Origin of the sequence: Amycolatopsis nalaikhensis (genome assembly GCF_030264295.1) — a bacterium.
Taxonomy (GTDB): domain Bacteria; phylum Actinomycetota; class Actinomycetes; order Mycobacteriales; family Pseudonocardiaceae; genus Amycolatopsis; species Amycolatopsis nalaikhensis.
The window spans coordinates 9,508,422-9,528,990 of record NZ_CP127173.1; the positions used below are offsets into that span (position 1 = coordinate 9,508,422).

27 protein-coding genes are annotated in these 20,569 nt (G+C 72.2%); 13 read left to right on the plus strand and 14 right to left on the minus strand.

Translation table 11 applies throughout. From position 1 onward, the window contains the following. Window positions 1–12: 12 nt before the first annotated feature. From QP939_RS46105 to QP939_RS46115, 3 genes are all read right to left on the minus strand, one after another. A complete protein-coding gene (locus tag QP939_RS46105; protein ID WP_285453156.1) occupies window positions 13–441 on the minus strand; it encodes an organic hydroperoxide resistance protein in 429 nt (142 codons plus the stop codon). 167 nt (window positions 442–608) lie between these two features. Further along, window positions 609–1,019 carry a VOC family protein gene (locus tag QP939_RS46110; RefSeq protein WP_285453157.1) on the minus strand — a complete coding sequence of 137 codons (411 nt, stop codon included), beginning with the start codon at window positions 1,017–1,019 and terminating at the stop codon, window positions 609–611. 51 nt (window positions 1,020–1,070) lie between these two features. Continuing rightward, complete coding sequence (locus tag QP939_RS46115; RefSeq protein ID WP_285453158.1) at window positions 1,071–2,123, minus strand: aldo/keto reductase; 1,053 nt, start codon at window positions 2,121–2,123, stop codon at window positions 1,071–1,073. A 67-nt stretch (window positions 2,124–2,190) separates the two neighbouring features. Here QP939_RS46115 and QP939_RS46120 point away from each other — a divergent pair, with 67 nt between their 5' ends. Further along, complete coding sequence (locus QP939_RS46120; RefSeq protein WP_285453159.1) at window positions 2,191–2,727, plus strand: TetR/AcrR family transcriptional regulator; 537 nt, start codon at window positions 2,191–2,193, stop codon at window positions 2,725–2,727. 72 nt (window positions 2,728–2,799) lie between these two features. Here QP939_RS46120 and QP939_RS46125 read toward each other — a convergent pair whose 3' ends face one another. Next, a complete protein-coding gene (locus tag QP939_RS46125) occupies window positions 2,800–3,339 on the minus strand; it encodes a TetR/AcrR family transcriptional regulator (RefSeq protein WP_285453160.1) in 540 nt (179 codons plus the stop codon). 140 nt (window positions 3,340–3,479) lie between these two features. On the opposite strand from QP939_RS46125, the gene QP939_RS46130 reads away from it, so the two are divergent. Then, window positions 3,480–4,277 (plus strand): SDR family oxidoreductase, encoded by a 798-nt coding sequence (locus QP939_RS46130; protein ID WP_285453161.1) that lies wholly within the window; start codon window positions 3,480–3,482, stop codon window positions 4,275–4,277. Window positions 4,278–4,336: 59 nt separating this feature from the next. Continuing rightward, window positions 4,337–5,143 (plus strand): MBL fold metallo-hydrolase, encoded by an 807-nt coding sequence (locus tag QP939_RS46135; RefSeq protein WP_285453162.1) that lies wholly within the window; start codon window positions 4,337–4,339, stop codon window positions 5,141–5,143. Window positions 5,144–5,150: 7 nt separating this feature from the next. Here the strand turns inward: QP939_RS46135 and QP939_RS46140 are convergent, their stop codons facing one another. Genes QP939_RS46140 through QP939_RS46150 form a run of 3 tightly spaced genes read right to left on the minus strand, consistent with a single transcriptional unit; the run spans window position 5,151 to window position 7,764 of the window. Then, complete coding sequence (locus QP939_RS46140) at window positions 5,151–5,768, minus strand: TetR/AcrR family transcriptional regulator (RefSeq protein ID WP_285453163.1); 618 nt, start codon at window positions 5,766–5,768, stop codon at window positions 5,151–5,153. Window positions 5,769–5,813: 45 nt separating this feature from the next. Beyond that, a complete protein-coding gene (locus tag QP939_RS46145) occupies window positions 5,814–6,671 on the minus strand; it encodes an oxidoreductase (protein WP_285453164.1) in 858 nt (285 codons plus the stop codon). A gap of 31 nt (window positions 6,672–6,702) precedes the next feature. After that, window positions 6,703–7,764 (minus strand): acyl-CoA dehydrogenase family protein, encoded by a 1,062-nt coding sequence (locus QP939_RS46150; RefSeq protein WP_285453165.1) that lies wholly within the window; start codon window positions 7,762–7,764, stop codon window positions 6,703–6,705. An 88-nt stretch (window positions 7,765–7,852) separates the two neighbouring features. Here QP939_RS46150 and QP939_RS46155 point away from each other — a divergent pair, with 88 nt between their 5' ends. From QP939_RS46155 to trpA, 4 genes are all read left to right on the plus strand, one after another. Next, complete coding sequence (locus QP939_RS46155) at window positions 7,853–8,758, plus strand: AraC family transcriptional regulator (RefSeq protein WP_285453166.1); 906 nt, start codon at window positions 7,853–7,855, stop codon at window positions 8,756–8,758. Window positions 8,759–8,805: 47 nt separating this feature from the next. Then, the gene (gene trpM / locus QP939_RS46160) at window positions 8,806–8,982 is read left to right on the plus strand and encodes a tryptophan biosynthesis modulator TrpM (RefSeq protein ID WP_285453167.1); all 177 of its coding nucleotides are present in this window, start codon (window positions 8,806–8,808) and stop codon (window positions 8,980–8,982) included. Between the two features lie 79 nt (window positions 8,983–9,061). After that, on the plus strand, window positions 9,062–10,288 hold the full coding sequence (gene trpB / locus QP939_RS46165; protein ID WP_285453168.1) for a tryptophan synthase subunit beta: 1,227 nt from the start codon (window positions 9,062–9,064) through the stop codon (window positions 10,286–10,288). Then, the gene (gene trpA / locus QP939_RS46170) at window positions 10,285–11,082 is read left to right on the plus strand and encodes a tryptophan synthase subunit alpha (protein WP_285453169.1); all 798 of its coding nucleotides are present in this window, start codon (window positions 10,285–10,287) and stop codon (window positions 11,080–11,082) included. Before trpB ends, trpA begins: the two co-directional genes overlap by 4 nt. 41 nt (window positions 11,083–11,123) lie before the next feature. Here the strand turns inward: trpA and QP939_RS46175 are convergent, their stop codons facing one another. Continuing rightward, complete coding sequence (locus QP939_RS46175; RefSeq protein ID WP_285453170.1) at window positions 11,124–11,963, minus strand: helix-turn-helix transcriptional regulator; 840 nt, start codon at window positions 11,961–11,963, stop codon at window positions 11,124–11,126. Between the two features lie 101 nt (window positions 11,964–12,064). Between QP939_RS46175 and QP939_RS46180 the strand changes: the two genes are divergently transcribed. Next, the gene (locus QP939_RS46180) at window positions 12,065–13,009 is read left to right on the plus strand and encodes an alpha/beta hydrolase family protein (RefSeq protein WP_285453171.1); all 945 of its coding nucleotides are present in this window, start codon (window positions 12,065–12,067) and stop codon (window positions 13,007–13,009) included. Between the two features lie 122 nt (window positions 13,010–13,131). Here QP939_RS46180 and QP939_RS46185 read toward each other — a convergent pair whose 3' ends face one another. After that, complete coding sequence (locus tag QP939_RS46185; protein WP_285453172.1) at window positions 13,132–13,563, minus strand: MarR family winged helix-turn-helix transcriptional regulator; 432 nt, start codon at window positions 13,561–13,563, stop codon at window positions 13,132–13,134. A 75-nt stretch (window positions 13,564–13,638) separates the two neighbouring features. Between QP939_RS46185 and QP939_RS46190 the strand changes: the two genes are divergently transcribed. After that, complete coding sequence (locus tag QP939_RS46190; protein ID WP_285453173.1) at window positions 13,639–14,427, plus strand: alpha/beta fold hydrolase; 789 nt, start codon at window positions 13,639–13,641, stop codon at window positions 14,425–14,427. An 11-nt stretch (window positions 14,428–14,438) separates the two neighbouring features. Beyond that, complete coding sequence (locus QP939_RS46195) at window positions 14,439–15,194, plus strand: MBL fold metallo-hydrolase (protein WP_285453174.1); 756 nt, start codon at window positions 14,439–14,441, stop codon at window positions 15,192–15,194. A gap of 3 nt (window positions 15,195–15,197) precedes the next feature. Here QP939_RS46195 and QP939_RS46200 read toward each other — a convergent pair whose 3' ends face one another. From QP939_RS46200 to QP939_RS46215, 4 genes are read right to left on the minus strand one after another with little or no spacing between them, the layout of a single operon-like run. After that, window positions 15,198–16,157 (minus strand): threonine ammonia-lyase, encoded by a 960-nt coding sequence (locus QP939_RS46200; RefSeq protein WP_285453175.1) that lies wholly within the window; start codon window positions 16,155–16,157, stop codon window positions 15,198–15,200. Further along, window positions 16,154–16,801 (minus strand): helix-turn-helix transcriptional regulator, encoded by a 648-nt coding sequence (locus tag QP939_RS46205; RefSeq protein ID WP_285453176.1) that lies wholly within the window; start codon window positions 16,799–16,801, stop codon window positions 16,154–16,156. The genes QP939_RS46200 and QP939_RS46205 overlap by 4 nt, the downstream gene beginning before the upstream one ends. Beyond that, window positions 16,794–16,988 carry a RidA family protein gene (locus QP939_RS46210; RefSeq protein WP_285453177.1) on the minus strand — a complete coding sequence of 65 codons (195 nt, stop codon included), beginning with the start codon at window positions 16,986–16,988 and terminating at the stop codon, window positions 16,794–16,796. Before QP939_RS46210 ends, QP939_RS46205 begins: the two co-directional genes overlap by 8 nt. A gap of 46 nt (window positions 16,989–17,034) precedes the next feature. After that, window positions 17,035–17,895: a helix-turn-helix transcriptional regulator gene (locus tag QP939_RS46215; protein WP_285453178.1), complete on the minus strand. Its 861-nt coding sequence runs from the start codon at window positions 17,893–17,895 to the stop codon at window positions 17,035–17,037. A gap of 105 nt (window positions 17,896–18,000) precedes the next feature. Here QP939_RS46215 and QP939_RS46220 point away from each other — a divergent pair, with 105 nt between their 5' ends. Next, window positions 18,001–18,207: a tautomerase family protein gene (locus tag QP939_RS46220; RefSeq protein ID WP_285453179.1), complete on the plus strand. Its 207-nt coding sequence runs from the start codon at window positions 18,001–18,003 to the stop codon at window positions 18,205–18,207. A 14-nt stretch (window positions 18,208–18,221) separates the two neighbouring features. Here the strand turns inward: QP939_RS46220 and QP939_RS46225 are convergent, their stop codons facing one another. Then, a complete protein-coding gene (locus QP939_RS46225; protein WP_285453180.1) occupies window positions 18,222–19,163 on the minus strand; it encodes an SDR family NAD(P)-dependent oxidoreductase in 942 nt (313 codons plus the stop codon). 64 nt (window positions 19,164–19,227) lie between these two features. Between QP939_RS46225 and QP939_RS46230 the strand changes: the two genes are divergently transcribed. Both QP939_RS46230 and QP939_RS46235 read left to right on the plus strand, forming a co-directional pair. Next, entirely contained in the window at window positions 19,228–19,770 is a 543-nt protein-coding gene (locus tag QP939_RS46230; RefSeq protein ID WP_285453181.1) for a TetR/AcrR family transcriptional regulator, read from the plus strand. Between the two features lie 86 nt (window positions 19,771–19,856). Beyond that, complete coding sequence (locus QP939_RS46235; protein ID WP_285453182.1) at window positions 19,857–20,561, plus strand: SDR family oxidoreductase; 705 nt, start codon at window positions 19,857–19,859, stop codon at window positions 20,559–20,561. The last annotated feature ends 8 nt before the right edge of the window (window positions 20,562–20,569 follow it).

Here is a 20,569-nt window from a genome sequence, read left to right on the forward strand (position 1 = left end):
GGCCGCCCGGTCTCAGGCGACGGTCACGTCGACCGTCACCGGGATGTTGCCGCGCGTCGCGTTGGAGTACGGGCAGATGGCGTGGGCGCCTTCGACGAGCGCGTCGGCCGTCGCCTGGTCCACACCGGACAGTTCGACGTGCAGGGCGGCGCCGAGGGTGAACCCGCCTTCGGGCGTCGAGCGCACCTGCACCTCGGCGACGACGGCGGAGTCGGTCACCGGCGTCTTCCGCTGCGCCGCGACGGCCTTGAGCGCCGAGTGGAAGCACGAGGCCCAGCCCGCCGCGAACAGCTGCTCCGGGTTGGTCGCGCCGCCGGGGCCGCCCATCTCCTTCGGGATCGCCAAGGTGAGGTCGAGCAGGCCGTCGTCGCTCCTCGCCTGGCCACCCGCGCGGCCGTCGCCGGTGGAGGTGGCGATGCCGACGTACAGGGGTTCGCTCATGGCCGGAAGTCCTTTCTCGATCGCGCGGGGATGGCGCGATACCGAACGTTCTATCGCGGTTCAGCATGCTGCCTGAGAGCTCGCTCGTCAAGACCGAACGTTCTATCTCACCACGCGAGGACGCCGCACCCCCGAACGCTTGCTCGCGGCCGGGCAAGCCTGACCGGTCAGCGAGCACGTCGCCACTTCGCGATCGCCTGCTCGCCGACCGGGGTGAACAGGTTGACCAGGGTGCCGTCCGGATCGCGCAGCAGCAGCGACCGGTTGCCCCACGGCATCAGCGTCGGCTCGTTGACGAACTCGACCGGCACTTCCCCGCCGCCCAGCCGGGCGTACTCCGCGTCGACGTCGTCGACCAGGAACTCGATGATCAGGCTGTGGTTGTCGGCCGGGCGGGCCGTGCCCGGGCCGAACATCCCGACCGTGCGGGTGCTGCCCACGGCGAGCGTGAACGCGGACGTGGCGAGCTCGGCGAAGTCCGGGGTCGCCCAGGCGGCGGTCAGCCCGGTGAGGTGCTCGTAGAACGCGACGAGGCGCTGGACGTCGGCGGTGATGATGCGAAGTGAAGTGATCTGCATGGGACCGACGTTAGGGGCAATACCGGGCAGAACCCGCCCGGTATTGTTCGGTCATCCCACCGGAACCGCGGGCGCGTCCAGCAGGCTCCGGTCGCCGTCGTAACCGCCGGCCAGCGCGGCCGCCACGTCTTCGTGCGGCGGGCCCAGCCGGACGACGCTGACTTCATCCAGCAGGCGGTAGTGCTCGTCGGCGAGCTCGACGTTCAGGGCGTCGAGATAGCCCCGCAAGTGGGCCGGGGTGCGGGGTCCGACGATGGGGATCATCGACGTCCCGGCCCGGGCGGCACGCTGTCGCAGCCAGGCCAGGGCGACCTGGACCGGACCCGTCCCGGTCTTGTCGGCGACGGACAGGACCGCGTCGAGCACGGTGGTGCGCTGCCCGGTGCCCTCGACGTCCGTCGTCCCGGCCCGGGCACTGAGCCGCCCCTGCTCGCCCTGGCGGTACTTGCCGGTCAGCAGGCCGCCCGCCAGCGGGGAGTACAGCACGACGCCGAGCCCGTGGGCTTCGGCCATCGGCAGGAGCTCCCGCTCCGCGGCTCGCTCGGCGAGGCTGTATTCGGTCTGGATGCCGACCAGCGGCGAGCGCCCGCTCAGCTCGGAGCGGACCGCGGCGCCCGCGACCCGCCAGGCCGGGAAGTTCGACAGGCCGCCGTAGCGGATCTTGCCCGCGCGGACCAGGTCCTCGAACCCGGCGAGGATCTCCGGGACCGGGGTGACGCCGTCGGGGAAGTGCGGCATGAAGACGTCCACGTAGTCGGTCTTCAACCGCCGCAGGCTCTCCTCGAGGGAGCGGATCATGGTCTTGCGGCTGTTGCCGGTGGTACCCGGCCGCACGTCCGGCCGCCGGGTCCCGCTGTACTTGGTGATCACCACGAAGTCGTCGCGCTCGCGGCCGAGGAGTTCGCCGAGCACGGTTTCGGCTTCGCCGTCCTGGTAGACGTTCGAGACGTCGAACGTGGTGCCGCCGGCGGCGACGAACGCCTCGAAGATCGCCTTGGCGCCCGCTACGCCCGCGGCGGTGGGCGCCGAGCCGAAGTTGGCCGTGCCGAGCACGTACTCCGAAACCCGCAAGCCGCTCTGCCGCCCGAATGTCTGATAACGCAAGGGATCTCCTCGAAGCACGTGGGGTATGGTTCGGACGTTACCACAAAAAACGAATGGTCATTCTTTTATGCCGAGAGTCACCCAGGCGCACCTCGACGCGCGCCGTCAGCAGATCCTCGACGCGGCCCGCGCCCGCTTCGCCACGCACGGCTTCGCGCGGACGTCGATGACCGACCTCGTCGAGGCTTCCGGCCTTTCCGTCGGCGCGATCTACCGCTACTTCAAGGGGAAGGACGAGATCGTCACCGCCATCTGCGAGCAGGTCGGGCACTCGCTCCCCGCGGAGCTGACGGCCGGGTCCGTGCACGACTTTCTCGAGCACATCCGCACTTCGGCCCGCGAGGACGACCACGCCCGCCTGGTCGCCCAGATCTACGCCGAGGCCGCCGTGTCGCCACCCCTCGCCGAGCTGGTCCGGCGGCAGCTCGACGACCTGCGCACCGCGGTCGCCGCCCTGCTGCCCGGCCGCGAGCCCGCCGAAGCGGAACGGATCGCCGAAGCGTTCGTGAGCCTCTGCATGGGCTACAACCAGCAGCTCGCCGTCCGCGGCGACCTCGACCCGGCGCCCTTCACCGCGGCCCTGGTGGCGATCATCGGGTCGTGACGGCTCAGAACGCGGGCGGCTGACCGCCGAGCGCCCGCAGGACGGTCGTGACCAGCAGGTTGGTGCGGGCCGTCACGTCGTCGGCGGCCCCGGCGAGTTCCGGGCGCCGGCCGGGGTGTGGTGGACCGCGTCGAAGATCGCCAGGTAGAGGCGCAGGCACCACGCGGGGTTCTCCGCCGTGATCGCGCCCGCGGCGTGCAGGCGGGCGAACAGCTGCTCGGCGCGCTCCTGAACCTCGGCGCTCAGGTGGGAATCGCGGCCGGGCAACGCGGAGACCACGGCGTCCAGCACCGAGCGGTTGCCGAGCTTGAGCTCCATCACGCGCTCCGTGACGCGGTACAGGGCGACGAGCGGCGGCGCCGTGTCGACCTTCGCCTCTTGGAGCGCGCGCAGGTACTGGTCGTCGAGCTGGGCGCACAGGGTCTCGAGCAAGGTCTTCCGGGACGCGAACCTGCGGTGGACCGTCGCGCGGCCCACGCCCGCCTCGTCCGCGATGCGCTCCATGGACGCGGTCGGGTCGTCGGCGAGGACGACCCGGGCGGCTTCCAGGATGCGGGCGACGCTCCGCTCGGCGTCCGCTCGGACCGGGCGGGACGGGACGGACGCGCTCATCTGACCTCCTCGAGATCACTCAGCTTAACGAACAGCGTAGTCGAAACATCGGAATTCCACCTGTTGACAGAAGTGAGACTTTGCTGTTTCGTTTGTTGAGTCAACGGCTACTTGACCGTCCACATCAGGAGGCAGGGAACATGGATCTTCAGCTCGCCGGGAAGCGCGTGCTCGTGACCGGGGCCAGCAAGGGCATCGGCCTGGCCATCGTGCGTTCCTTCGTCGCGGAAGGGGCGTCCGTGACCGCCGTGTCGCGGCGGAGCACGCCCGAACTGGAGGCGACCGGCGCGACGTTCGTGGCCGCCGACCTGGCCGAGCCCGACGGGCCCTGGCGCGTGGTCGAGCAGGTCCTCGCGGCCGACCCCCGGCTCGACGTGCTGGTGAACAACGCGGGCGGCGGCGACCTGCCGGAAGGGTCCCTCGGCAACGTCCTCGAGGGCGGGGACGACATCTGGCTGGACGTCTTCGAGCTGAACTTCCACTCCGCCGTGCGCGTCACGCGAGCCGCGCTGCCCGCGTTGCTCGAAGCGCGGGGCGCCATCGTGAACATCACCTCCGACACCGCGCGGCGCATCGGCGCTCCCGGCAGCACTCCCCTGCCGTACGCGGTGTCCAAGGCCGCGCTGAGGACGTTCTCGCGCGGGCTCGCCGAGCGCGTGGGCCCGGACGGGGTGCGGGTCAACACCGTCTCGCCGTCGGCGACGCGGACTCACCTGCTCGCGGGCGAAGGCGGCTACCTCTCCCAGCTGGCGGACGCGATCGGGGTCGAGCACTCGGCCGTGCTGGCGGGGTTGCCGAAGGACCTTGGCATGCTGACCGGCCGCCTGATCGAGCCGGACGAGATCGCCCGCGCCGTCCTGCTGCTGTCCTCCCCCGCCATGCCGAGCGTGATCGGCGCGGACTGGGCCGTGGACGCCGGTTCCGTCAAGGTCGCTTAGGCGCCCTGGCTCGGGCACCATCGGAGGAACCGCGGGAGCCCGCCCCGGGAACGAGACCGATGCGGATCGGCGACATCACCATCCATCCGTTCAGCGACGGCACGTTCCGGGCGTCGCCCGCCTACTTCGGCGAGCACGTCCGGCCCGAGGGGCACGAGCACCTGTTCCAGCCGCGCGACGGGATGGCGTGGCTGCCCATCGGCTGCTTCCTCGTCCGCACCGGGGACCGGACCGTGCTCGTCGACGCGGGCATGGGTCCCGCGCTGGACGACGGCGGGCCACCGCGGCTCCTCGTCGGCGGGCAGCTGCCGGCCGGGCTCCGCGCGGCCGGGGTCTCCCCCGCCGACATCACCGACGTCGTGTGCACGCACCTGCACGTCGACCACTGCGGCTGGCTCTACGACACGAACGCCGAGCCGGTGTTCCCCCGGGCCACGATCCGGTTCGGCACCGGCGACTGGGACCACTTCGTCGTGGGGCCGGCGAAACTGGCCGGCCACATCCGCCGGGGCCTGCTCGCCGGGCGCGAGCGCGACCGCGTCCGGCTCGTCGACCGGGACACCACGATCGCGCCCGGCCTCTCGCTGACGCTGACGCCCGGGCACACGCCGGGTCACCTCTGCCTCGTCGTCTCCTCGGCGGGACGGCGGGCCCTGCTGCTCGGCGACGCGATCACCTGCCCGGTCCAGCTCGACGAGCCCAGCTGGCAGTCGATGGCCGACGTCGACCCCGCCCTCGCGCGGCGGGTCCGCGAAAGCCTCTTCCGCGAACTGGAGGACGAGGCCACCACCGGCGTCGGCGCGCACTTCCCGGAGCTGGCGTTCGGCCGCGTGCTCACCGGGCAGGGTCGCAGCTGGCACACCTGACGGCCGCTCAGGACGGCTCGATTCCCGCGATCCGCAGCCACACCACCTCGCAGGTTTCAGCGGCCTGGTCGAGCGCCTCGAGCGACACCGCCGACGCGTGGTAGAACGTCCGCTCGACCATCCAGCACACCGCGCCCGCGAGGGCCGGGGCGCCGTCGGGCCCGTCGTGGGACGGCACCCCGGCGCGGACCAGGATCGCCGCGATCGCGTCGATGAAGATGTCCGCGGTCTCCGTCCACAACGCGCCGATCTCGGGGATGGTCGAAGCCTGGTCGATCGCGACGCGCATGATCAGGCCGTGCTCGCGCCAGTGGTCGCGGGTGCGGCGCATGGCCGTCGCGATCGCGTCGCGCGGTTCCGCGGGGTCGTCCGCCGCCGCGCGGGACTTCTCGCGCAGTGCCTCGATCATTCTGGCGAAGAGCGCGACCAAGGCCTCCTGCTTGGAGCTGAAGTAGAAGTACGTCGACGCGCGGGAGAGCCCGGCGCGTTCGGCGATGTCGTTGGTCGTGAGCGCGTCGAAGCTCTTGACCGCCAGCAGGTCTTCGAGCACCTCGAGGATCTTCTGCTCGCGCAGGTCCCCTTTGGACGGCGCACCGGACCGCCGCCGGACCGCCTTGCCGGGCATCGCCTCTCCCCTTCCGTCGGTACCGCTCACGATGCCACCCGTGAGTCAGTTCGTGGCGATCTGGTGCCCGTCCGGGAAGTCCGTCGACCGCGACAGCGCTTCCCACGCCTCGATGTCCGCGGCCACCGCGGCCCGGCCGCTCGCGACGAGCCGCAGCGCGTCCGAGCCGAGCACGAGGTGCACCGGCGGCTTCTCCGCCTCGATCACCTCGAGCACGGCTTCGGCGGCCTTGGCGGGGTTGCCGAGCTGGTTGCCGCTGGCGGCCTGCCGGGCCGCGCGGATCGGCTCGAACAGCTCGTCGTAGTCCGCGATCGACCGGTCGCTGCGGACCATCGAGCGGCCCGCCCAGTCCGTCCGGAACGAGCCGGGCTCGATGATCGTCACCCGCACCCCGAACCCGGCGACCTCTTTGGACAGTGTCTCCAGCATGCCCTCCACCGCGTACTTGCTGCCGCAGTAGTACGCGAGCCCGGGCACGGTCATCAGCCCGCCCATCGAGCTGACGGCGAAGATGTGCCCCGAGCGCCGCTTCCGCATGCCCGGCAGGACGGCGTGGACGGTGGCCGCCACGCCGAAGACGTTGACGTCGAACTGCGCGCGCAGCTCGGCCATCGGGGACTCCTCGAACACGCCCTCGTGCCCGTAGCCGGCGTTGGCGATCAGGACGTCGATCGGGCCGACGGTGCGCTCGACCTCGGCGACCACGGCGAAGACCGCCTCGTCGTCGGTGACGTCGAGCTGCCGGGCGTGGGCGCGGCCGGGCGCGAGCGCCTCGAACTTCTCCAGGTCTTCGGGCTTGCGGACGGTGCCGACGACGGTGTGCCCGGCCGCCAATGCGCCTTCGGCGAAGGCGCGGCCGAGGCCGCTGCTGGCCCCGGTGATCAGGAAGGTTCGCTTCGTCATGCCCTCGACTCTACGCCTTGTCGAGAAAATTCTACACTGTGTCGACGATCGCGTTGCCGAGGTTCTCCACCGCGAGGTACGGGTTGAGGTGCGGGTGCCTGCTGCCGACAGCGACGTCCCTCCAGAAGCGCTGCAGGACGTTCGCCGTCGCGAAACCACTCGAACCGTGCAGGTCGAGCATCCGCTCGACGGCGTTCCGGCAGTCCCGCCCGGCGTCGGCGAGGGCCATGCGCAGCCGCGGACCGTCCACAGGGGACAACTCGGCCGCGCTCGCCTCGCGGGCGACGTCGAGCATCGTCTTCTCGGCGCGGTCCACGAGGTAGGTGGCCTCCGCCAGCCAATGACGGGCCCCCGGCGACTCGCCCATGCGCTCGTACGCGGTCATGAACGGCTTGCGGTCCGAGGCGAACATCGCGGTGACGGCGTCGAGCGCGCCTCGGGCGGCGCCCACCACCGGGCCGAGCACCGTGGTGGCGTACAGCATCGCGTCCGTCAGGGGGAAGGGTGACGCCGCCGCGATCCGCGCGGCGGGTACCAGGACGCCGTCCGCGACCAGGGTGTGGCTGCCGGTGCCGCGCATGCCCGCCACGTCCCAGGCCCGTTCGACGACGAGGTCGGCCGTCGGCACCACCGCGAACGAGAACTCGCCGTCGACCAGCACCGCGAGCGTGGCCCAGACCGCGTCTTCACAGCCCGAGACGTTCGGCCAGCGGCCGGTGACGCGCACCCCGTCCGGCACCCGCTCGCCCCGCGCGCCCGGCACTCCCGAGCCGCAGAAGAGCGCGTCCGGATCGGCGAAGAAGTCCGGCGTCGCGGAACCGGTGAAGGTGCGGGCGGCGAGGTTCTTGGACGTCACGCAGGTCCCGGCGATCCACGCGGTGGAGGGGCAGGCCCGGCCGAGGCCGGTCAGCCGTCGCGCGATGGTCTCGGCGTCCGCCCATTCCCCGCCGTGCTCTTGCGGGGTCCGCCAGGCGAAGACGCCGTCCTCGCGCAGGGCGGCCAAGCCTTCAGCCGCCGGTCGCGCGTTCTGCTCGGCTTTCGCGGCGTGGGCGCGCAGGACGTCCGTGGTCCCGGGGTTCGCGTATTCGATCACTCCACCGACCCAAGCACCGGCCGCGCGCGGGGTGCCATGCGCGAGCGGCACCGGTTCATACGCGGCTGTGCGCCGGTAGCATCGCCGGGTGGACCTGATCAGCGAGGTGATCCGCACCGTGCGGGTCGGGAGCGCCGGCGCGCGCCTGATCAGGAACCCGGCCTCCGCGGGCCTCCGGTTCGCCGCGTTCGACGGCAGCGGGTTCCACATCATCACGCGCGGCACCTGCTGGCTGATCGGCCACGACGAGCCCGTCGCCCTGCGGCCGGGCGACATCGTGCTCACCTCGTCGGGCGCCGAGCACGGGCTCAGCCCGGTCCCCCGCGCGCTGGCGGACATCCCGCTTTTCGAGCCGGGCGCGGACCTGCCCGTCTCGGAACCCGCGTCGTTCGAGTTCCTGTGCGGGGCCTACCGGCTCGACCACGGCACCGCTCCCCAGTACCTGCGCGCGCTGCCCGACCTCATCGCGCTGTCGCCGGACTACGACCGCCACCCGGAGCTGCGGTCGCTGATCGACCTCCTCGTCGCCGACGTCGCCGCGGACCGGCCGGGCTCCGGCGCGACGCGGCGGGCGCTGCTGGACCTGGTCCTCGTCCAGGTCCTCCGCCAGTGGCACGAGTGGGACGGCTCGGCCGGGTGGCCGGCGGTGGCCGACCCGGGGATCGCGGCCGCGCTGCGCGAGATCCACGAAAACCCGCACCGGCCGTGGACGGTGGGGCGGCTGAGCGAGGTCGCGGGCCTGCCCCGCACCGCCTTCTCCCGGCTGTTCACCACCGCGGTGGGCCGGCCGCCGATGAGCTACCTGACCGGCTGGCGGCTCGCCCGGGCCGCCCGGCTGCTCCGCGAAACCGACGCCTCGCTGGCGAGCATCGCCCCGAAGGTGGGTTACTCGACCGAGTTCGCCTTCTCGGCGGCCTTCCGCCGCGAGTACGGCGTGTCGCCGGGGCGGTTCCGGACTGCGCCGCCCACGCTGACCGGCGCCGACGTCCGCTGACCGCAATGCGTTTGTCGCGAGCTCACGGCCGCGGTTAGGCTGCGGTCGTGCCCCTCACCGTCCGTTTCGCCCGTGGCCGCCGGCCGCGCGGCTGCCAGGCGCCCGCGCGGCGCGTGCGCGGACGCCGGGTGCGGTACGCGATCGGCGCCGAGGCGGGCCAGGTCGACGGGATGCGATGGCAGCGTGCGCCGCACGTCGCGAGGGAGCACCGGCTGACCCGGTGAGCCCGCGTGTTCGTGCGCTCCGGTGAACCCCGACCAGCCACGAACCACCCGGGACGTCCCGGGTCAGGAGCACATCGCCATGCCGCACTTCTTCTTCCCGGCCGCGCCGGGCGGTCTTCCCGATGTCCGGGGGTACTTCGGTGCCTTCGGCGGCCAGTTCGTCCCCCAGGCGCTCGTCGCCGCCATCGACCAAGTCGCCGCCGAGTACGAGCGGGCGAAAGACGATCCGGCCTTCGTCGCCCGGTTCGAGGACCTGCTCGCCCACTACGTCGGGCGCCCCAGCGCGCTCACCGAAGTCCCGCGCTTCGCCGCGCACGCCGGTGGCGCGCGCGTGTTCCTCAAGCGCGAAGACCTCAACCACACCGGCTCGCACAAGGTGAACAACGCGCTCGGCCAGGCACTGCTCGCCCAGCGGATGGGCAAGACCCGCGTCATCGCCGAAACCGGCGCGGGCTCGCACGGCGTCGCGACGGCCACCGCGTGCGCGCTGACCGGCCTCGCCTGCACCGTCTACATGGGAGAGACCGACATGCGGCGCCAGTCGGTCAACGTGGCGCGGATGGAGCTGCTGGGCGCCGAAGTCGTCCCGGTGACGTCGGGTTCACGCACCCTCAAGGACGCCATCAACGAGACGTTCCGCGACTGGGTCGCCCGCGTCGAGGACACGCACTACCTGTTCGGGACGGTCGCCGGGCCGCACCCGTTCCCGGCCATGATCCGCGACTTCCAGCGCGTCATCGGCGTCGAAGCCCGCCGCCAGCTCCTGGCGCGGACCGGGCGGCTGCCCGACGCCGCAATCGCTTGCGTGGGCGGCGGATCCAACGCGATCGGGCTGTTCCACGCGTTCCTCGACGACCCCGGCGTGCGGCTGATCGGCTGCGAGGCCGCCGGGCACGGTGTCGACAGCGGGGAGCACGCGGCGTCGCTTTCGGCGGGCGATCCGGGTTTCCTGCACGGCTCGCGGTCGTACGTCCTGCAGGACGACGAAGGCCAGATCCTGGAGGCGTGGTCGATCTCGGCCGGACTGGACTACCCCGGCGTCGGCCCGGAACACGCGCACCTGCACGACTCGGGCCGCGCCGAGTACCGCCCGGTGACCGACGACGAGGCGATGCGGGCGTTCCGGCTGCTCGCCGCGACGGAGGGCATCGTCCCGGCGATCGAGAGCGCGCACGCGCTGGCGGGCGCGTTGCGGGTCGGCGCCGAGCTGGGCCCGGAGGCGGTCCTGCTGGTGAACCTGTCCGGACGCGGCGACAAGGACCTCGACACGGCCGCCGTCCACTTCGGACTGGAGGGCACGCGATGAGCCTGCTCACCGAGACTTTCGCCAAGACGAAGGCGGCCGGGCGGGCCGCTCTGATCGCGTACTTGCCCGCCGGGTTCCCGACGGTCGACGCCGGGATCGCGGCGATCCGCGCGACCCTCGACGCGGGGGCGGACATCGTGGAAGTAGGCGTGCCGCACAGCGACCCGGTGCTGGACGGCCCGGTCATCCAGACGGCCGACGACATCGCGTTGCGCGGCGGGGTCCGGATCGCGGACGTCCTGCGCACGGTGCGCGAAGTCCACGCGGCCACGGGCAAGCCGGTGCTGGTGATGCCGTACTGGAATTCGGTGGCGCGGTACGGAGTCGAGCGGTTCGCGCGCTCATTGGCGGCGGCGGGTGGCGCGGGGTGCGTCCTGCCGGACCTGCCGGTGGCGGAGTCGGCGGAGTGGCGGTCGCACGCTTCGGCGCATGACTTGGCGACCGTGTTCGTGGTCGCGCCGAGCAGCACGGACGCGCACCTGGTGGCGACCGCGGCGGCGGGGACGGGGTTCGTGTACGCGTCGGCGTTGATGGGCGTTACCGGGACGCGTGAGTCCGTGGACGAGGCTGCCGCCGTGCTGGTCCGTCGGCTTCGTGCGGTGACCGAGCTGCCCGTGTGCGTGGGGATGGGGATCGCGGATGCTCGTCAGGCTGCCGAGGTGGCCGGGTTCGCTGATGGGGTGATCGTCGGGTCGGCGCTGGTCGAGACGCTTCTCGGGGCGCGGGATGAGGCTGAGGGTGTGGCTGAGCTTGAGCGGCTCACCGCGCAGCTCGCCGCGGGCGTGCGTGCGTGAGCGGGTGGCCGGGCTCGCTGTGGCGGGCTCGGCCACCCGGGTCACTCGGTCTCGAGGAACTGCTGGGTGCCGAGCACGCGGAGCAGCTCGAGTTTCTCCGCGGCGTCCGCGCCCTCCAGCGGCAGGAGGATCCGGATCCGCAGCCCCGCCTCGGGCAGCTCGAGCAACCGGCACCGCAGCCGGATCACCCCCACCGCCGGGTGGTGGACGTCCTTCAGGTCCGCGTGCCGGACGGCCACGTCGTGCCGCTCCCACAGCGTGCGGAACTCCTCGCTGTGCGCGGCGAGATCCTCGACCAGCGTCGTGATCTCGGCGTCCTCGCCGCGGCGGGAATACGTCGCGCGGAGGTCGCTCACGTGCGCCGCCGACAGGCGGGCCCGGTCGGCCTCCGGCACGTGCGCGCGGGACTCCTCGCGCGTGAACCAGCGCCGGTAGACGTTGCACTCCCCGTCGAGCTCGGTGCGGCACGCCACCGCGTCGTCGAGCGCGTTGGTGTGGAGCACGTCGCCGACGTCGTTGTAGACGCACGTCGGCAGGGCGTCGAGGTGCTCGACGAGCTGACGGAGACCGGGGTCGAGGTGGCGTCCGACCTGGCGCGGCGGGATCGGCACCCCGGCGAGGCGGAACAGGTGGTCCCGCTCGTCGGGGGTGCACCGCAGCGCGCGGGCGAGGGCGGCCACCACCTGCTCGGACGGGTTGGAGCCGCGGGCCTGCTCCAGCCGCGCGTAGAAGTCGCTCGACAACCCCGCCAGGACCGCGACCTCCTCGCGCCGCAAGCCGGGCGTCCGGCGGCGCACCGTTTCCGGCAGGCCGACCTCGGACGGCGAGAGCCCCTCCCGCCGACGGCGCAGGAATTCGGCGAGCCCGGACCGGTCGATCATGAATCCAGCATGCTCGCGCGGCCGCCGCCGCGTCCAGGACCAGGTCGGTCCTGGATGGACCGGGCCTGCCCGGGCCCGGTTCCCGGCCGCAAGCTGGGCCCATGGACAACAACTACGTCCGGCTCGCCCGGCGCATCCCGGTTCCCGATGCCGTCCCGACGGTCTCCGTCAACCCGGTCACCCTGCCGGCGCCCGGCCGCGCCCTCCCGCTGGAACTGCGGGTCACGGCGCCCCTGCACGGTGACGCCCTGCCGATCGTGCTCCTGTCCCACGGCGGCGGCAGCTCGCACTACCTGAAGTCGAAGGACGGCTACGCGCCACTCACCGACTTCTACGCGAGCCACGGGTTCGCCGTGCTCCAGCCGACCCACCTGAGCTCGCCCAACGGCGGGCTCGGCCTCGACGAAACCGCACCGGGTCACCCGCTGTTCTGGCGTTCCCGGATCGACGACTTCGTGCTGATCCTCGACCACCTGGCCGCCATCGAGGCCCAGGCACCGGTCATCGCCGGACGGCTCGACCCGGCGCGCGTCGCCGCCGTCGGGCACTCGGCCGGTGGCAACACGGTCAGTGCGCTGCTCGGCGGGCGAGCCGACCTTCGTGACCCGCGCGTCAAGGCCGGGGTGCTGCTCGCCTCGACCGGCAGCGCCGAGGGCATGACCGAAGCGATGCGCACGCGGTACCCCGAGCTGGAAACCGACTTCTCCCACCTGACCACGCGCACGCTGGTGGTCCACGGCGACGAGGACGGGAACCCCGTCGCCACCACCCGGGGCGCCGCCTGGCACGCCGAGCCGTACCACCTCAGCCCCGGCGCGGACGCGCTGCTGGTCCTGCCGGGCGCGAAGCACTACCTGGGCGGAATCATGGGTTACAGCCTCGCGGAGACGGACGACGAGGACCCCGAGCGGCTGGCGGTCACCCAGCGCATGACGTGGGCCTACCTGTGGTCCGCCCTGCACGACGGCGACCCGGCGTGGCAGCGGGCGATCGAGGCGATCGACGCCGACCCGTCGCTCGGTCGGGTTCAGACCAAGCACCCGTGATGCGCCGGTCCACAGTGGACGCCCGTGCGGTGGCCGAAACAAGGTCTTGAATGAGTCATTCAGGACCTCCGACGCCCTGAATGACTCATTCAAGACCTCCGCGCGGGCGGCCCCGGCGAACGTCAGCCGCGTGGTGAAGACCCGGCCTGGGCCGCCTTGAGCAGCAGTTCGTGCAGGACCACCCGTTCGGCGTCGGTGAGCGCGCCGACGGACTCCGCCAGAACCCCCTCGAGAACGACCGATCCGGCCTCGTAGGCCCGCTGGCCATCCTCAGTCAGCGAATGCCGGGTAGCGCGGCCGGGCCCATCCGCCCGCTTCAACAGGCCCCGGTCGATCATCCGCTTGGCGAGCGTCCCCATGGACTGGTCGGTCTGGAACGTCAGCTCCGCCAGCGTGTGCAACGTGGCGTCCGGCTGTTCGTGCAGGTGCCGCAGGACGTCCCACTGCACCAGGGAAAGCCCCGCGTGCGCGGACAACCGGCGGTTGGCCTCCCGGTGGTGCCGCCACTGCAGCCGCTTCACCGCGAGCCCGATCTCCTGAAGCGACGGTGACACCGACGCAGCGTATCCCACCACCGGCCGCCCTCCTCACTCTTGGCAAAATAAGTATCGTTATATAAGGTTGTTTACATGAGTATCCCAGTCCCGGCCGGCAGCCTCCGGCCCACCCGCCTCCAGCGCGTCCCGTTCGGCGCGGTCACCGTCGAGGACCGCGACCACACCCGCCCCTTCCTGCTGCTGCACGGCGGTGGCGGCCCGGCGACGATGACCGGGTTCGCCGACCTGCTCGCCCAGCGCACGCACTCCCGCGTGCTGACCCCGACCCACCCCGGCTTCGCGGGCACCCCGCGGGTGCCGGGCGTCGACTCCACCCGCGCCCTCGCCGCCGCCTACGTCGGCATGCTCGACGAGCTCGGCCTCAGCGACGTAACCGTGCTCGGCAACTCCTTCGGCGGCTGGCTGGCCGCGGAGATCGCGCTGCTCGGCAGCCCGCGCGTCAGCGGTGCGGTGATCGTCGACGGCATCGGGATCGAGGTCGAGGGCCACCCCGTGACCAGCGTCGCCGGGCTCGCCCCCGCCGACCTGCAGAAGCTGTCCTTCCACGACCCGCGCAAGGCACCCACGCCCCCGGCCGCGGGCGGGACCGGCCCGAGCCCGGACATCCAGGCCCTGATCTCCTACGCCGGCCCGGCCATGGCCGACCCGACCCTGCTGGACCGGCTGTCCGGCCTCGGCCACTTCCCCGTGCACGTCGTGTGGGGCGAAAGCGACGGGATCGTCAGCCCGGAGTACGGCAAGGCGTATGCGGCCGCGATCCCGACGTCGACGTTCACCCTGCTCCCCCGCTCCGGCCACCTGCCCCAGGTCGAGACGCCCGAGGAACTGCTCGGCGCCCTCCTCGACCTCGGCACCGACTGACGGGCGCGCGCATGGACACCACCCTGGCGGTCACCCGGATCGCCCACGCGTGCCAGCTGCTCGAGCTCGGCGACCTGCGCGTCCTCACCGACCCGTGGTTCACCCAGACCGCCGTCTACTACCAGGGCGAGCCGGTCGCGGCGACGCCGTCCACTTTGGATCATCTCGACGCTGTGGTGATCAGCCACGAGCACTACGACCACTGCGACCTCGACGCGCTCCTGGCGGGCGGGCTCGACCCCGACACGCCGATCGTCGGACCGGGCACGGTCACGGCCATCGCGAAGGACAAGGGCTTTTCCCGGCTGCACACCATCGAAGCGTGGGAGTCCACCCGGATCGGCGACCTCACGGTCACCGCCACGCCGGGCGAGCACGGCGTCCACGAGGTGACGTTCGTGCTCCAGGCGGGCGGCCGCACCGTGTTCTTCGGCGGCGACTCGCTGCGCGTGCCCGAACTCGACCGCATCCCGGAGCGGCTGGGGCCGGTCGATCTCACGATCCTGCCCACCAACGGCCTGTGCGTGCGGACGGCGGACCTGCGCCAGGTGGTGATGGACGCCGAAGAAGCCGCCGGGCTGACCGCCGTGCTGCGGCCGAAACTGGCCATCCCGCACCACTACGCGTTCCACAGTGGCTGGCTCGGCGACCGGATGATCACCAAGGGCGACCAGGACCCGCGCCACTACGCCGATGCCGTCGCACGCCTCGCACCGGACGTCGACGTGCGCATCGTCCTGCCCGGCGTCCGGGTCGTGGTGCCGTAGGCGTTACGCGGCGATCAGCTCCGCGAACCGCTCCGGGCTGACGTTCCCGCCGCTGATGATCACCCCGACCCGGCCGGACGCGGCCACCTGCCCGCTCATCAGCGCGGCCAGGCCGGTCGCGCCGCTGGGCTCGAGGACGAGCTTCAGCCGTTCGAACGCGAACCGCATCGCTTCCCGGACCCCGTCGTCGGACACCAGGGCGATGTCGTCGACCAGGTTCCGGTTGATCGAGAAGGTCAGCTCGCCGGGGATCGAGGCGGCCTGGCCGTCGGCGATGGTGCGGGGCACCGGGATCGACACCCGTTCGCCCGCCTCGAGCGACCGCTTGGTGTCGTCGCCGTCGGCCGGTTCGACGCCGACGACGCGGATGCCGGGCCGCACCGCCTTCGCTGCCGTCGAACTGCCCGCGATGAGACCGCCCCCGCCGACCGGGACGACCAGCGTGTCCACCGGACCGGCGTCTTCGAGCAGCTCCAGCGCCGCGGTGCCCTGACCGGCGATCACGTGCGGGTGCTCGTACGGCGGGATCAGCGCCAGTCCCCGGTCGGCCGCCAAAGCTTCGCCGAGCGCGACCCGGTCGCCGGTGTAGCGGTCGTAGGTGACGATCTCGGCGCCGTACCCCTTCGTCGCGTCCACTTTGGACTTCGGGGTGTCCTCGGGGACCAGGATGACCGCACTGCTCCCGAGTTCCCGTGCGGCGAGCGCCACGGCTTGGGCGTGGTTGCCCGACGAGTACGCGGCGATGCCCTTGGCCAGCTGCTCCGGCGAGAGCCGGGAGGCCGCGTTGTACGCGCCGCGGAACTTGAAGGCCCCGATGCGCTGGAGGTTCTCGCACTTGAGCAGCACTTCGGCGCCGACGAGCTCGTCGAGGGTCCGGGAGCGCACGACCGGCGTCCGGTGGGCGACCCCGGCCAGGCGGGCGGCGGCGTCGCGGATGTCGTCGAGGGTGACGGGCGGGGTCATGGTGCTCCTTGCTCACGGATTTCGGCGAGGTAGGTGTAGGCGGAGGCGCGGGAGATCCCGATCCGGGCGGCGACCTGCGGCACGGCGCGCCGGACGGCGAAGACGCCGCGTCGGTGCAGGCTCCGGAACAGGTCGAGGCGTTCGTCGCGGCTGAGCGCGGCCCACGGTTTGTTCAGCCGCAGCTGGTGTTCGTCGACGATCGCGTCCACGACGGCGTCGATGTCGTCACCGAACGTCGTGGTCGGCGTTGCCGCGGTGGCGGTCCCGACGTCGGCGAGTTCGCCGACCAGGGCCCGCAATTGGCCCAGCGCTGTCACGTCGAGGTTCACGCACAGCGCGCCGAAGACCGTGCCGCCGCTGTCGCGCAGCAGCATGGTCGAGGACTTCACGAGTTTCCCGGACGCGGTGCGGGTGAGGTAGTTCAGCTGGTCCTCGGCGTCGTCCCCCCGCGCCAGCAGGCCCATGCCGATTTCGCTCATCGACCCGCCGACGCTGCGTTCGGTGACCGACCCGGCGATCGCGACCACGGACGTCTCGGGGCGCCGGAAGTCGTGGACGACGACTTCGCAGAACGAGCCGAGGGTCGCGGCGATGCCGTCGGCGACCGGGCCGAGCGCGGCGAGGATGGCGTCCTGTTCAGACATCGCGCAGCCGGGCGAGGGCCTCGACTTCCACGACCCCGCCGTAGGGCAGCGACGCGAACGCCTGGGCGCACTCGGCGGCGAACCCGCCGGGTACCAGCGCCCCGGTTCCGGTCACGCCGAGCCGCCCGGAGACGGCCACGAGGTCGCCACTGCGGAAGGCGGCGGGGTACGGGTGCTCGGTGCTCACCGGACTGACTGTACAAGTCATGGACAAAAAGTCCAGATGGTCCGCGTCACGTCAATTCGCCGGTGAGGTGCTGGGAACCGAGGACCGCCAGCATCTCGAGGGCGTCGGCGCTGTCGGTGCCGAGGGCCGGGGTGAACCAGAGCAGGCGCTGGCGGCCGTCTTCGCTGAAGAGGTTGAGGCAGTTGACTTCCACGGTGCCCAGTGCCGGGTGGACGATGCGCTTGCGGTCGTCGCGGCGGAACGCGACATCGTGTTCGGACCACAGCCCGGCGAATTCGGGTGAGCTCGTCAGCAGCTCCTGGATCATCGACGCGGCTTCGGTGTCGCGGGGACCGCGGGCCGCGGCGGCCGCGCGCAGGTCGGCCGTGAACGCGCGCGACTGCGTGTCGTGGTCCGCCGCCGGGTACAGCTGCCGCGCCTCCGGCTCGGTGAACCACCGGTAGGCGAAACTCGCCCGCCGGCCGCGGAAGCCCGACTGGTCGCCCAGCAGCGCGACGGCGAGCGGGTTCTGCACCAGGGTGACGTGCAGGTCGGTGATGACCTGGGCGGGCGTCGACGGCAGGCGGCCGAGCAGGTCGAGCATCCCGGGGTGGACGTGCGCGGCGGGGCCGGTCTCGGCGGGCACCGGGCGCTCGGCGAGGTGGAAGAGGTAGTCGCGCTCGTCGCGGGTCAGCCGCAGCGCGCGGGCGAGCGCGGCGAGCATCTGCTCCGACGGCTGCGATCCGGCGCCCCGCTCGAGCTCGTTGTAGTAGTCGACGGACGCGCCGGCGAGCTGCGCGACCTCGTCGCGGCGCAACCCCGGAACCCGCCGCCGCGGTCCGGCGACGAACCCGACGTCCTCGGGACGGATGCGCTCGCGCCGGGAGCGCAGGAACGCCCCCAGTTCGCGGTACCTCGCGGGACTCATGGCTCCAGTCTGCCCGCGCGGCGCCCGCGACACAGGGGATGACGTCCCCTGGTTCGGGGCCGCGGCCGGGCCGATCGTGGAGGCACGACCGAGAGAGGAACCACCATGCCCTTCGCCAACCTCAAGGTGCCGTCCGGAACGCTGACACCGGAGTCCAAGAAGAAGCTCCAGGACGCCGTCACCGACGCGTTCGCCGACGTCTACGGGGAACGCGCCCGCCCGACCACGCTGGTCATCGTCGAGGAGGTCACCGAGAACGGCTGGAGCCTCGGCGGCACGATCCTCAACGAGGAGGTGCTGGGCCGCAGCTGAACCGGCGACCGCGCTCAAGCCCCGGTCAGCTCCGCCGACACCCGCCAGAGCCGCTCCGCCGCGGCCGGGTCGAGGGCCCACGCCTTCACCCCGTGCGGGTGCTCGGCGAGTTCGGCGTCGTCCGGCACCGGGTGCGCCTCCCGTCCGTCGTCGAGGTAGTGGCCGCCGGTGCGCGCGAACTGCGGCGCGACGGCCGCCACGACGCTCGTCGCCGCTCCCTGCTCGACGGTCTTGTAGGTGAAGACGCCCGCCGCTTCGGCCTCGGCGAGGGATTTCCGCTGCGCGGGCGTGAAGTTCCGCTGCAGCCCGGTCGCCACCCCGCCGGGGTTCACGGCGTTCGCGAAGATCCCGTCCGCCGCCCACCGGCGGGTCGCTTCCACCGCGAACAGCGAGTTGGCCGTTTTCGACTGCGCGTAGGCGATTTGGGGGTCATACGCGCGGCGGGCGAAATGCGGGTCGGCGAAGTCGACGCCGGCGCGCATGTGCGCCGTCGAGCTGACCGAGACGATCCGCGCCTCGCCGCGATCGGCCGCGCCGCGGGCCAGGGCCGCGTGCAGGCCGGTGGCCAGGGCGAAATGGCCGAGGTGGTTGGTCGCGAACTGCAGTTCCCAGCCTTCGGCGGTGTGGGCGGGACCGCCGGTGACGATGCCCGCGTTGTTCACCAGGAGGTGCAGGGGCCCGGCCCACTCCCGCGTGAACCGGCGGACGGACGCCCGGTCGGCGAGGTCGAGCCGGGCGACCCGCGACCGGGGTCCCGCGGTCACCGCGGCCGGGTTCCGGACGGCCAGTGTCACCTCGGCCCCCGCGGCGGCCAGCGCGCGGGCGGTTTCCGCGCCGATCCCGGACGACGCCCCCGTGACGATCGCGCGGACGCCGTCGAGGTCGGCACCCGCGAGGACGTCGTCCGCGGTGCTGGCGGCGGTGAACGGGGTGGTGATCAGCTTTCGGGCGGGCATGCCGTCGACTATACAGACTGAACAGAAGTTGTATAGTGAGTTCGGACGCCGTAGCATCGACACCATGGCCGTCACCCAAAACACCGCCGAGTCCGGCCGCCGCGACGCCGTGCTCGAGTCGGCGCTGCTGACGTTCGCCCGGCACGGCTACCGCAAGACCTCGATGGCCGAAGTCGCGCACGCGGCCCGGATTTCCCGGCCGGGACTGTACTTTCTGTTCGCGTCCAAAGAGGACCTGTTCCGGGCGGCGGTCACCCGGGCGCTCGAGCAGGACCTCGCCGCGGCCGAGCGGATCCTCGCCGACCCCGGCCCCCCTCTGCGGGAGCGGCTGCTCGGGGCGTTCGACCGGTGGGCCGGCCGCTACGTCGGGCCGATGAGCCGCGACGTCCCGTCGGTCATCGAGCAGAACCCGGACCTGCTCGGGTCCATCACGCGCACCGCACCCGAGCGGTTCGAAGAACTCGTCGTCACCGCCGTGGGCGGCCCGGCGGCGGCCGGCGTGGCGCAGACCTTGATCAGCGCCTCGGTCGGGCTGAAGTACCAGGTCGGTACCCGGGAGGAGTACCTCGCCCGGATGGCCACCGCGATCGGTCTCCTCGTCCCCTGAGGTGACACCGCCCACACGCGGTTGCCCCTGACACCGGTGTCAGCTCCTACGTTTTCGGTGTACCCGAACGAAAAGGCAGGAAGCTGATGAAGATCGCCGGAGCCAGGATCCTGATCACCGGAGCGAACCGCGGACTGGGCAACGCCTTGGCGCGCGCGGCACTCGCCCGAGGCGCCGCGAAGGTCTACGCGGGCGCGCGCAACCCCGCGAGCGTCGATCTCGCCGGGGTCACCCCCATCGGTCTCGACATCACCGATCCGGCGTCCGTGGCGGCGGCCGCTTCCGCCGCCACGGACGTCGACGTCCTGATCAACAACGCCGGGGTCTCGACCTACACCGACCTGGTGACCGGCGATCTCGACACCATCCGGTTCGAGATGGAGACGCAGTTCTTCGGCACGCTGAACATGGTGCGCGCGTTCGCCCCCGTCCTGAAGGCCAACGGTGGCGGCGCCATCGTGAACGTCCTGTCCGCGCTGTCGTGGTTCTCCATCGAGGGCTCGAACGCTTACGCCGCGTCGAAAGCCGCCGCGTGGAGCCTGACCAACGGGGTGCGGCTGGAGCTGGCCAAGCAGGGCACCACCGTGACCGGTGTCCACCTCGGCGTCGTCGACACCGACATGACGAAGGACTACGACGGCCCGAAGCTCCCGCCCTCGACCGTGGCCGACGCGGCACTCGACGGGCTCGAAGCCGGTGAGCTCGAAGTGCTGGCCGACCAGTGGAGCGCCGACGTCAAGGCCGCGCTGGCCCGGGATCCGCGGGAATTCTACGGCGCGCGGATCGCTTGATGCGAGGA